General features: G+C 67.1%; 11 protein-coding genes. 6 read left to right on the top strand and 5 right to left on the bottom strand.

The window, feature by feature from the left end:
- From ACXJKR_RS14510 to pdxR, 3 genes are all read right to left on the bottom strand, one after another.
- Nucleotides 1-663: ABC transporter substrate-binding protein (locus ACXJKR_RS14510; RefSeq protein ID WP_457323433.1), on the bottom strand; the 663-nt coding region annotated here is incomplete at its 3' end.
- A 68-nt stretch (nt 664-731) separates the two neighbouring features.
- Nucleotides 732-1,046 (bottom strand): hypothetical protein, encoded by a 315-nt coding sequence (locus ACXJKR_RS14505; protein ID WP_457323432.1) that lies wholly within the window; start codon nt 1,044-1,046, stop codon nt 732-734.
- A complete protein-coding gene (gene pdxR, locus ACXJKR_RS14500) occupies nt 1,043-2,491 on the bottom strand; it encodes a MocR-like pyridoxine biosynthesis transcription factor PdxR (RefSeq protein WP_457323431.1) in 1,449 nt (482 codons plus the stop codon). The genes ACXJKR_RS14505 and pdxR overlap by 4 nt, the downstream gene beginning before the upstream one ends.
- 65 nt (nt 2,492-2,556) lie before the next feature.
- Between pdxR and ACXJKR_RS14495 the strand changes: the two genes are divergently transcribed.
- Together ACXJKR_RS14495 and ACXJKR_RS14490 are read left to right on the top strand one after the other, a co-directional pair.
- Nucleotides 2,557-3,600, top strand: coding sequence for a hypothetical protein (locus ACXJKR_RS14495; protein ID WP_457323430.1), 1,044 nt, complete (start codon nt 2,557-2,559; stop codon nt 3,598-3,600).
- Nucleotides 3,601-3,674: 74 nt separating this feature from the next.
- On the top strand, nt 3,675-4,316 hold the full coding sequence (locus ACXJKR_RS14490; RefSeq protein WP_457323429.1) for a dihydrofolate reductase family protein: 642 nt from the start codon (nt 3,675-3,677) through the stop codon (nt 4,314-4,316).
- Here ACXJKR_RS14490 and ACXJKR_RS14485 read toward each other — a convergent pair.
- Nucleotides 4,264-4,728: a winged helix-turn-helix transcriptional regulator gene (locus tag ACXJKR_RS14485; protein ID WP_457323428.1), complete on the bottom strand. Its 465-nt coding sequence runs from the start codon at nt 4,726-4,728 to the stop codon at nt 4,264-4,266. The two genes, ACXJKR_RS14490 and ACXJKR_RS14485, sit on opposite strands and share 53 nt — an antisense overlap.
- Nucleotides 4,729-4,776: 48 nt before the next feature.
- Here ACXJKR_RS14485 and ACXJKR_RS14480 point away from each other — a divergent pair, with 48 nt between their 5' ends.
- From ACXJKR_RS14480 to ACXJKR_RS14470, 3 genes are read left to right on the top strand one after another with little or no spacing between them, the layout of a single operon-like run.
- Nucleotides 4,777-5,358, top strand: a complete 582-nt coding sequence (locus ACXJKR_RS14480; protein ID WP_457323427.1) for a hypothetical protein — start codon at nt 4,777-4,779, stop codon at nt 5,356-5,358.
- A 4-nt stretch (nt 5,359-5,362) separates the two neighbouring features.
- The gene (locus ACXJKR_RS14475; RefSeq protein ID WP_457323426.1) at nt 5,363-5,977 is read left to right on the top strand and encodes a 3'-5' exonuclease; all 615 of its coding nucleotides are present in this window, start codon (nt 5,363-5,365) and stop codon (nt 5,975-5,977) included.
- A gap of 51 nt (nt 5,978-6,028) precedes the next feature.
- On the top strand, nt 6,029-6,841 hold the full coding sequence (locus ACXJKR_RS14470) for a substrate-binding periplasmic protein (RefSeq protein ID WP_457323425.1): 813 nt from the start codon (nt 6,029-6,031) through the stop codon (nt 6,839-6,841).
- Nucleotides 6,842-6,886: 45 nt separating this feature from the next.
- Here the strand turns inward: ACXJKR_RS14470 and ACXJKR_RS14465 are convergent, their stop codons facing one another.
- A complete protein-coding gene (locus tag ACXJKR_RS14465; RefSeq protein ID WP_056198202.1) occupies nt 6,887-7,729 on the bottom strand; it encodes an isopenicillin N synthase family dioxygenase in 843 nt (280 codons plus the stop codon).
- A 307-nt stretch (nt 7,730-8,036) separates the two neighbouring features.
- Here ACXJKR_RS14465 and ACXJKR_RS14460 point away from each other — a divergent pair.
- Nucleotides 8,037-10,708 (top strand): 2-oxoglutarate dehydrogenase E1 component (locus tag ACXJKR_RS14460; RefSeq protein WP_457323424.1); only part of this gene is annotated, 2,672 nt, incomplete at its 3' end.

Here is a 10,708-nt window from a genome sequence, read left to right as displayed (position 1 = left end):
ATAGCTCAGCTCGGTGACATTGCCCGGGTTCTTGTCCCACCAGTCCTTGTTGGCCACCATCTTGACGGCCTGGTCGGGCTGCCAGCTCACCAGCTTGTAGGGCCCGGTGCCATTGGCATTGCGGCTCGCGAAGTTCTCTTCCTTGGCCTTGTAGTCCTGCGTGTTGGTCGTGTTGTTCTTGGTTGACCAGACCTTGCTCATGATGGGGAAGCTGATGATGTTCTGCAGCAGCATCGGCGTCGGCGCCTCAAGGATGAAGTCGACGGTGTGGTCGTCGATCTTCTTGACCTCCTTGATGCCCGAGACATAGGTCTGCTTGGTGYCCTGGGGCTGGGTGATGCGGCCGAAGCTGAAGACGACGTCGTCGGCCGTGAAGGGCGAGCCGTCATGGAACTTGACGCCCTTGCGCAGGTCGAAGCGCACCTGGGTCTGGGAGAGGTAGGTCCACTTGGTCGCCAGCGACGGCTCGGGGCGGTACTCCTTGCTCAACCGCGTCAGCCCCTCGTAGATGTGCGTGCCGATGGCGTTGGAGGTGTTGTGGTCCTGCGAGTGCGGGTCCAGCGTCAGGATGTCGTTTTGTGCGGCCCAGCGCAGTGGGGCGGCAGTGGCCACTCCCAGCGTCAGTGCGGCCAGCAGGGGCAGGAGTCGGAGCAGAGATTTCATGCGGCTTTCCTTGAGAATGGCAGGACGGCAGAAGCCAAAAATACTAGCCGCGACCCCGGGGGTGCCGGCTACGGTTTTCCCTCGGGTTCTAGTGAGCAATCGCAACCGGCACCCGCGGCGATCCAGCGCTTCACCAGCCAGCCGCCCAACTTCCCGATGAAGCCGCTCGGTTGCGCCGCTAGTGCGCCGCACACATAGCGTGCGCCGYCCCAGCGCAGTGCGACGCATGCACCTTTGAGGCGCCGGCTCAGCACGACGCCGAGCGGGCAGGGCTCGGCCAGGCAGCAGACGCCGCAGCCGTTGCAAGCCTGGCCGAACGCGGGCTTGGGCGGCGCGCCGGGGTGGATTTGGATGATCCGTGTCTGGCCCATGGGTTGAATCATGGGCCAGAAGATGGCCCGGACCGCAGCGCCTGCCGCAATCGGCTTGCCACCTCGCTCGCCTGTTCGGTCCTGACATTGGTGAAGCCGATCAACAGGCCCTGGCCGGCCTCGTGCTGCACGGCATGGGCGGACAGCGCCGACGGCGCCAGGCCCTGAGCGCGGGCGCGCAGGACCAGGCCGGTGTCCGGCTCGTGTCCGGGGAAGCGGGCCAGCAGCGTGAGGCCGCCCTCGGGAGCCGCCAGCGCGATGCCGTTGCCGAACTCAGCTTGGAGAGCGCGGGTCAGCGCCACGCTGCGTTCGGCATAGCGAAGCCGCATGCGGCGCAGGTGCCGGGCGTAGTGGCCACCGGCCATGAAGGCGGCCAGGGCGGCCTGTTCCTGTTGGGCATGGCCGCGGTGGGACAGTTCGCAGGCGGCGGCCGTGGCCTCGACCCAGGCCGCGGGTGCGACGAGATAGCCCAGCCTCAGCCCGGGGAACAGCGTCTTGCTGAAGCTGCCGGCATAGAACACCCGGTCGCGCCGGTCGACGCTTTTCAGTGCTGCCGGTTTGCGGCCGACGTAGTGGAATTCGCTGTCGTAGTCATCTTCCAGCACCCAGGCGTCGGCGGCCTGGGCCCAGTCGAGCAGCGCCTGGCGGCGTTGGAGTGACAGCGCCACGCCCAGCGGGCTCTGGTGGCCAGGCGTGACGACGGCGAGCCGGGCGGCCGGGTGGTATTGCCGGGCATAGGCCACGTCCAGGCCGGCCGCATCGACCGGGATGAAGGTCAACTGCAGTTGCGCCGCTTCCAGCGCGCGCCGGGCGAAGCGGTAGCCGGGATCTTCGAACCAGACTTCCGTGCCAGGCGGCGCCACCAGGCCGACGACCAGTTGCTGCGCGGCCTGGTAGCCGGCCGTGACGAAGACCTGAGTGGGGTCGCACGCAATGCCGCGCGACACCAGCAGGTAGGCCGCGATGGCGGCGCGCAGTTCCGGCAGGCCGCGCGGGTCGGGGTAGCAGAAGCGCTGCGCGTCCAGACGCCGTGCCGCGCCGGCCGTCAGGCTGGCCCAGAGCGTGCGTGGGAACAGGTCCAGCGCCGGCAGGCCGCCGCGAAAGGGCCAGAGGTAGTCGTCGGGCAGCATGAAGGCCGCTACCTGCGCGATCGCGGGCGTCGCGCCCGCCACCAGGCTGCCCGGCTTCAGGTCAGGCGCCACCACGGTGCCGGCAGCACCGCGCCCAAGGATGCAACCCTCGCCGGCCAGCCGCCCATAGGCTGCGTCAACGGTGCCGCGGGCCACATTCAACTGGGCGGCCAGGCTGCGCGTGGACGGCAGGCGCTCGCCCGGCGCCAGCCGCCCGTCGGCGATGGCCTCACGGATGCGCTGGTAGACCTGGTCCTGCAACGGTTGGGCCGACGCGGTTTCGAGGCATAGCGCATCCAGCGGGGAGAGTGATGGCGGTGCGCTCATGGCCCAGTCAATTCGCGCGGATTTGGCTCTGTTGGATCGGGCCATTCTCCGGGAGAGTCTGGGTCATGGACACGCAGCTTCGATCCTCCACCGCCGACATGGGCGCCAGGGCACCGCTCTCCGCGGCCCGGCAGGCCCTCGCACTCGCGCCGGCCCTCGCGGCGATGAGCTACCCGTTCTGGCTGCGGGCCTTCCATGCCGTCGGCCCGCAATGGCCTCTCGCGGCGCTGCCGCTGCTGGCCGCCTTCGCGATGCCACTGGTCGCCGCGCTGCTGTGGCTGCGCGCGGCCCGCGCGGCGCCCCGCTCGGTCTTCGAACTCCGGGCGCGCCGACTGGCCCTGCTGGGCGTCGCGGCGCCGCCGCTGTTCGTGTTCTGCGCCTTCCTGTTGGGCGTGCTGGGCCGCCCGATCTCCGAGCCGCTGGCTTGGGTGGCCGCATGGTTGGCCGCTGGCCTGTGGGCGTGGGCGGCCCCCCGCAGGGCCGAGCCCGTGACCGCCCCGCCGGCGGACATGACCGCGCGCGCTGCCCATGGCGTGGTGGCGGCGATGGTGCTGGCCTTCATCGGCTTTCACCTCGTCAACCACCTGTTCGGGCTGCTGGGCCCGCAAGCGCATGCGGCCGTCATGAAGGCTGGGCGCGGCGTCTACCGCATGCCCGCGGTCGAAGCCATGCTGGTGGCGCTGCTGTTGCTGCAGCTCTGCCTTGGCGCGTGGCTGGCCTGGCGCTGGAGCCGGTTGCGCATGGATGTCTACCGCGCCGTGCAAGTGATGACAGGTGTCTATCTCGGCTTCTTCCTGCTCACTCACATGAACTCGGCCCTGGTGTCGGCGCGCACCTTGCGAGGCATCGAGACCGACTGGGCCTGGGCCTCGGGCGCGCCGCAGGGCCTGCTGCTGGACGCGTGGAACATCCGCCTGCTGCCGCACTATGCGCTGGGCGTGTTCTGTGTGCTCGCCCACCTGTGCAGCGGCCTGCGCAGCGTGCTGCTGGCGCATGGCTGGCGGCCGGCGAGCGTCAACCGCGGCTGGATGGCGGGTTTGATCGCCGCGGCCGCGGTATCGACACTCATCGTGGCCGGCTTGTGCGGCCTGCGGTTGCCCGGCGCTTGAGTCCACGCTGCGAGACGTTAGGCTCCACGCAGGCACCGTCCCTCCCACCACACCGCACGACAGGAGAGTTCAAGATGTCCAAGGTCAGAGTCGCCGCCTTCAGCATTTCCATCGACGGTTTCGCGGCAGGGCCGCGCCAGAGCCTGGAGGCGCCGCTGGGCGCGGGCGGCGAGCAACTGCACGAGTGGATGTTCCCGACGCGCACCTTCAAGCAGATGCTCGGCAGCGAAGGCGGCAGCACCGGTGCCGACGATCGCTTCGCGGTGCGCAGCTTCGAGGGTGTCGGCGCCTGGATCCTGGGCCGCAACATGTTCGGCCCCGTGCGCGGCCCCTGGCCCGACGAGACCTGGAAGGGCTGGTGGGGTGCCAATCCGCCTTACCACGTACCTGTGTTCGTGCTGACCCACCACGCCCGGCCGCCGCTGCAGATGGAAGGCGGCACGACCTTCCATTTCGTGACGGACGGAATCGAAGCCGCGCTGCGGCAGGCGAAGCACGCCGCCGCGGGCAAGGACGTGCGCATCGGCGGCGGTGCTCAGACGATTCGTCAGTATCTGCAGGCCGGTCTGATCGACGAGATGCACCTGGCCATCTCGCCGGTGCTGCTGGGCAGCGGCGAGTCGCTGCTGGGTGGCCTGGACATGCCGGCCCTCGGTTGGCGCGTCACCGAGTGCGAAAGCTCGGGCCAGGCGATGCATGTGGTGATGGCGAGGTGACGACGCAGGTCGCGCGAGCGTCGACGCCGACGTCCAGTGGGGCAGTTGCGCAAGCGGCTTGATGCGCTGCGCCCCAGCGACGGATTTCCTCGGCCACCGGCAGCACCGACAGCCCATGCGGCGTGAGCCCGTATCGCACAACGGCCGGCACAGGCCCCGTGCGCTCGCGGCTCACCAGGCCGTCGGCCTGCAGCTCATGCAGCTGCTCCGCCAGCACCTTGGCCGACACGTCCGGCAGGCTGCGCCGCAGCGCCGCGAAGTGCAGCGGGCCATCGGCCAGCCGGTACACCACGAACAACTTCCAACGCCCACCGATGGCCGCCAGCGCCGCCGTCAGCGCGCAGCCGGGGATGGCGTTGCCACGCGCCGGGCGAGGACGGTTACCTGCAGGTGCCTTCTTGGCAGTGGACATGGTGCTGCATAGAGTGAACCGGGTCAGTCTAGTCACCCATCCGAGTTCATGCCTTCCCAACACACCCGCCGCACTGCCGCTTCCCTGCTCGTTGTCGCCGGCGCCAGTGCCATCGCCGCACCGGCAGCCAGCGCGCCGCCGCTGCCCGCAACGCCGGCGGGCGCGCCGCAGGACTTCGAATTCGAGCACGGCAAGTGGTACACGTCGCTGCGCCGCCGCCTGCGGCCCCTGAGCGGTTCCGACACCTGGGCCGAGTACACGGGCACGACCCTCGTGCACCCGCTGCTGGGCGGTCGCGCGAATCTCGTCGAACTGGACGTCTCGGGCCCCGAGGGGCGCATCCAGGGCTTGTCGCTGCGGCTCTTCGAGGTGCAGCGGCAAAGGTGGACGCTCAACTTCGCCAACGCTGCATCGGGCACGCTCGCCGCGCCGATGGTGGGTGGCTTCGGCGGCAGCCCACGTGGCCTCTTCTACAGCGCCGAGGACTTCAATGGCCGCCAGATCCTGGTGCGCTTCGCCATTGAATCCCTCGGCACCGACCGCTGTCGCTTCGAACAGGCGTTTTCAGCCGATGGGGGCGTGACCTGGGAGGTCAACTGGGTTGCGGTGGATACGAGGAGGTCATACTGAAGCGATGGAGAGACCCACGAGCGAACAGATAGCAGCGTTGCCGCCTTACCCCGCGTTGCCGCTCGACCGGATCCACGTGCTTCGCGACGCGGACCAATGCGACTTCGCTGAAGCAGAACTGCGCCTGGCCGGGCATGTCGGCTTCGACACCGAGAGCAAGCCCATGTTCGTCGCTGGGGGCGAGCAGACGGGGCCGCACATCGTGCAGTTCGCGACCGCCGGGCATGCCTTCATCGTGCATACGGAGGCGCCGGAGACTGCAGGCTTCCTGCGCGCCATCCTTGAGTCTGAGGTCATCGTCAAGGTGGGGTTCGGCATCGTGTCTGACCGCGTGCCCTTGCACAGGAAGCTGGGCGTGCAGCTCAGCGGTGGGGTCGATGTTTCGCACATGGTGCGGCGACTGGGTTTCCAGCAGGCCGTCGGCCTCAGGGCAGCCGTCGCCATCGTGCTGGGCCAGCGCATGCCCAAGTCCAAGAAAGTCACCACCTCCAACTGGGCCACCCGCAAGCTCAGCCCCCAGCAGCTGCAGTACGCGGCCAACGACGCGCACGCGTCGCTGCTGGTGTATCAGGCGCTCCAGGCGATGCCAATGGAGCTTGCGAGAGCTTCATCTCCATGAGTGGCCCTGCCAACGGCCACCCTCCAGCCGTCCGAGTTCTAAACTCAAGAGATGAAGCCGGTCCTGACTTGTCTGGTGGCGACTCTGTTCGCCAGTGCTGGACTGCAGGCCCATGAAAGTCCCTGCGGGCCGTATCAAGTGGCCTTTTACGAAACGGGCTTGCTGTATTTCAAGAACGCCGCAGGCGACTACGTCGGTATCGACCGCGACGTCGTCGAGGAAGTCAGCAGGCGCACGGGCTGCTCCTTGGTGCGAGTCATGGAGTCCCGCGTGCGAACCTGGACGGCGCTGGCCGGGGGTGCGCTTGACATGACGGTCTCGGGCATAGAAACGCCTGAGCGGCAGAGGTTTGCGCACTTCGTTCCTTATGTCCTGAACAATCGCAACTACCTGATCGTGCGCAACGAGCTGGCTGCCACGACGAAGACCATGGACGAGTTCCGGGCGCGAAAGTTTCTGCGCCTGGGTGTAGTCAAGGGTTTTGTCCATGGCGCAACGCTGGACCCCTGGATCGAATCGCTCCGTCGCGAAGGCCGCATCGATGAAGTGGCAGATCTGGAAGTTCTCGCCAGAGTCTTTGCTGTAGGGCGCGTCGATGCCTTCCTCAGCCAACCGGTGGTCTGGGCCCCACTACTCACGCGCAACCAGCTGGACGGAAAGGTCCAAATCCTCGACTTCGCGCCGCAGGACAACGCAGTCCTGGGGCTCGTGCTGTCGCGCCAGCGGGTTGCGGCCGTCGACGTCGACAAGATGCGCAACGCGATCGAGCTGATGCGCACCGACGGCACGCTTGAGACGATCTTTGCGCGCTATGTTGACCGGCCGACAGCCCGAGCGCTTGCAGCGCGACCCAGCGGAAAGTAGCGGCGGGCAAGCGCCCGTGGCGCCCTTTGCACTGAAGGCAGGCCTTCAGGTCTTCACGCCCAACTCGCGCAGCCGCTCGTTCAGATAGCTGTCGGCCGTATAGCGATCACTCAGCACGACGTTGTCGCGCGGATGCAGGAACAGCGGCAGCGACACGCGGCTCTTCTTCGCGCCTTCGCCGGTCGGGTTCACCACGCGGTGCTGGGTCGACGGGTAATAGCCCTCGGAGGCTTCCTGCAGCATGTCGCCGATGTTGATGGTCAACGTGCCGAAGTCGCAGGGCACGTCGTGCCAGGCACCGTCGGTGCCCAGTACCTGCAGGCCCGGCTCGTTGGCGGCGGGCAGGATGGTCAGCAGATTGATGTCGCCATGCGCTGCGGCGCGGATGGAGCCCACCGGCTCTTCGCCCGTCAACGGCGGGTAGCGCAGCACGCGCAGCAGGGTCTTGCTGCTGCCCTGGATCATGTTCGACAGTGGCTCGCGGTACTTGGCCGCGATCTCTGGCGGCGTGTAACGCTCCACCCAGCCCAGCAGTTCCTCCGCCAGCGCATTGGCTTCGCGGTAGTAGGTGAGGGCGTCTTCCTTCAACTGCTCGGGGATGCGGCCCCAGGGGTAGACGTGGAAGTACTCCTTGATGTCCTTCTGCTTGGAACCCTTCGCGGTTTCCGAGATGGCGGTCGAGAAATACCCATCCTGGGTTTCCTTGGAAAACGCGTAGCCATGCTTGGCCTCGCTGTTGAAGAAGGCCAGCCAGTCGGCGTAGATCTTCTCGACCAGGGTTTGGCGGATCGGGTGGTTGGTCAGCACGCCGAAACCGGTCTCGTGCAGGGAGCGGGTGAACTTCTCCGCGGCGTCGGGCGCGCGGTAGTCAACGACCTGGACTTGCATCTGGGATCTCCTGAATGTCCCTCGCGTTCAACCATTCAATCTCGGGGCTGGCGCGACCACCAAGTTTACGGGCCAGTCAACTTTGCTGCATCCCGGTGCGTGAACTTTGTCGCACCCCGTCCACCTTGTCGGGCAAACCCGGAGTGCTAGAGTCCGCCCCTGATACTTTTATTCCTTCCCGTCCCTTTTGCAGTTGCCCCTGGCAACAGCAGAGGTGGGTCGCAATCCGCCAACCGGTCGAGCCGTGTCGCGGAAGGTTCTTCAACCAGCCAACTCCCTGGAAACCGGGGCATGAGGTGAGCGAAAGATGATGCAGCAATACAGGTCCAACTCCTACCTGTTCGGCGGAAACGCGCCGTATGTGGAGGAGATGTACGAGGCCTACCTCGACAACCCGGGTTCCGTCCCGGACAACTGGCGCGCCTATTTCGACGCGTTGCAGCATGTCCCCGCGGTGGATGGCAGCGAGGCGCGCGACGTGGCCCATGCGCCGGTCGTCGAATCATTCGCCCAGCGCGCCAAGGCCAACGCCTTCGCCAACAAGGCTTCCAGCGCCGATCTGGCCGTCGCCCGCAAGCAGGTGCACGTGCAGTCGCTGATCGCGGCCTACCGTTTCCTCGGCAACCGCTGGGCCGAGCTGGACCCCCTCAAGCGCGCCGAGCGCCCCAAGATTCCCGAGCTGGACCCGGCGTTCTACGACCTGACCGAGTCCGACATGGACATCTCGTTCAGCGCCGTGAACAGCTATTTCGGCGGCGAGACGATGACGCTGCGCCAGATCGTGCAGGCCCTGCGCGAGACCTATTGCGGCTCGATCGGCTCCGAATTCATGCACGGCTCCGACCCCGGCGAGAAGCGCTGGTGGCAGGAGCGCCTGGAGAAGGCGCGCGGCAAGCCGACCTTCTCGGCCGAAGAGAAGAAGCACATCCTCGACCGCCTGACCGCGGCCGAAGGCCTGGAGCGCTATCTCCACACCAAGTACGTCGGCCAGAAGCGTTTCTCGCTGGAAGGCGGCGAGAGCTTCATCGCGGCGATGGACGAAGTGATCCAGCGTGGCGGCGAGCGCGGCGTGCAGGAAATCGTCATCRGCATGGCCCACCGCGGCCGCCTGAACGTGCTGGTCAACACGCTGGGCAAGATGCCTGCCGACCTGTTCGCCGAGTTCGAGCACAAGGCTGCCGAAGACCTGCCGGCCGGCGACGTGAAGTACCACCAGGGCTTCAGCTCCGACGTGTCCACGCCTGGCGGCCCGGTGCACCTGAGCCTGGCCTTCAATCCGTCCCACCTGGAAATCGTCAACCCGGTCGTTGAAGGCAGCGTGCGCGCCCGCCAGGACCGCCGCGGCGACAGCGAAGGCGCCCAGGTGCTGCCGGTGCTGGTGCACGGTGACGCGGCCTTCGGTGGCCAGGGCGTCGTGCAGGAAACGCTGGCGATGGCGCAGACGCGCGGCTACCGCACCGGCGGCACGGTCCACATCRTCATCAACAACCAGRTCGGCTTCACCACCAGCGACCCGCGCGACCTGCGCTCCACCTGGTACTGCTCCGACGTCGTCAAGATGATCGAAGCGCCGGTGCTGCACGTGAACGGCGACGACCCTGAGGCCGTCGTCTGGGCCACGCAGCTGTGCATGGACTACCGCGCCGAGTTCAAGAAGGACGTCGTCCTGGACATCGTCTGCTTCCGCAAGCTCGGCCACAACGAACAGGACACGCCGGCGCTGACCCAGCCGCTGATGTACAAGAAGATTGCCGCCCACCCCGGCACGCGCAAGGTCTATGGCGACAAGCTGGTGGCGCAGAACGTGCTGCCGGCCGAAGGCCCGGACGACATGGTCAAGGCCTACCGCGCCGCCATGGACGAAGGCCGCCACACCGTCGACCCGGTGCTGACCAACTTCAAGAGCAAGTTCGCCACCGACTGGTCGCCCTTCCTGGGCAAGAAGTGGACCGACAGCTGTGACACCGCCATTCCGGTGGCCGAGTGGAAACGCCTGGCCGAGAAGCTCACGACGCTGCCCAAGGACTTCGCGGCCCACAACCTCGTCGCCAAGCTCTACGCCGACCGCGCCACGATGGGCCGCGGCGAAGTCAACATTGACTGGGGCATGGGCGAGTCCATGGCTTTCGCGTCGCTGGTGGCTTCGGGCTACCCAGTGCGCCTGTCCGGCGAGGACAGCGGCCGCGGCACGTTCACGCACCGCCACGCCGTGCTGCACGACCAGAACCGCGCCAACTGGGACGCCGGTACCTACATCCCGCTGCAGAACGTGGCCGAAGGCCAGGCACCGTTCACCGTCATCGACTCCATCCTGTCTGAAGAAGCGGTGCTGGGCTTCGAGTACGGCTATGCCGCGGCCGAGCCCAACACGCTGACGATCTGGGAGGCGCAGTTCGGCGACTTCGTCAACGGCGCCCAGGTCGTCATCGACCAGTTCATCGCCTCCGGCGAAGTGAAGTGGGGCCGCTCCAACGGCCTGACGATGATGCTGCCGCACGGCTACGAAGGCCAGGGCCCGGAGCACAGCTCGGCGCGCCTGGAGCGCTTCATGCAGCTGGCCGCGGACAACAACATGCAGGTCGTGCAGCCCACCAACGCCGCGCAGATCTTCCACGTGCTGCGCCGCCAGATGCTGCGCATGTTCCGCAAGCCCCTGGTCATCATGACGCCCAAGAGCCTGCTGCGCGCGAAGGATGCCACCTCGCCGCTGGCCGATTTCACCAAGGGCGATTTCAAGACCATCATCGGTGAACAGGACGCCGCGCTGAATGCCGAGAAGGTCAAGCGCGTCATCGTCTGTTCGGGCAAGGTCTATTACGACCTGGTCAAGGCGCGGGCCGAGAAGAAGTCCGCCGACGTGGCCATCGTGCGCGTCGAGCAGCTCTACCCCTTCCCGCACAAGGCCTTCGCGGCCGAGTTGAAGAAGTACCCGAGCGCCACCGACATCGTCTGGTGCCAGGACGAGCCGCAGAACCAGGG

The sequence above is a fragment of the Roseateles sp. P5_E11 genome, from assembly GCF_054049355.1.
Note: the sequence above shows the minus strand (reverse complement) of the source record. Positions and strands in the feature narration are given on the sequence as shown.

What these genes read in the sequence shown, in the direction of transcription:
- ACXJKR_RS14465 (WP_056198202.1), bottom strand. Translation starts at nt 7,729, where the DNA reads ATGCAAGTCCAGGTCGTTGACTACCGCGCGCCCGACGCCGCGGAGAAG.
- ACXJKR_RS14485 (WP_457323428.1), bottom strand. Translation starts at nt 4,728, where the DNA reads ATGTCCACTGCCAAGAAGGCACCTGCAGGTAACCGTCCTCGCCCGGCG.
- ACXJKR_RS14495 (WP_457323430.1), top strand. Translation starts at nt 2,557, where the DNA reads ATGGACACGCAGCTTCGATCCTCCACCGCCGACATGGGCGCCAGGGCA.
- ACXJKR_RS14470 (WP_457323425.1), top strand. Translation starts at nt 6,029, where the DNA reads ATGAAGCCGGTCCTGACTTGTCTGGTGGCGACTCTGTTCGCCAGTGCT.
- ACXJKR_RS14480 (WP_457323427.1), top strand. Translation starts at nt 4,777, where the DNA reads ATGCCTTCCCAACACACCCGCCGCACTGCCGCTTCCCTGCTCGTTGTC.
- ACXJKR_RS14490 (WP_457323429.1), top strand. Translation starts at nt 3,675, where the DNA reads ATGTCCAAGGTCAGAGTCGCCGCCTTCAGCATTTCCATCGACGGTTTC.
- pdxR (WP_457323431.1), bottom strand. Translation starts at nt 2,491, where the DNA reads ATGAGCGCACCGCCATCACTCTCCCCGCTGGATGCGCTATGCCTCGAA.
- ACXJKR_RS14475 (WP_457323426.1), top strand. Translation starts at nt 5,363, where the DNA reads ATGGAGAGACCCACGAGCGAACAGATAGCAGCGTTGCCGCCTTACCCC.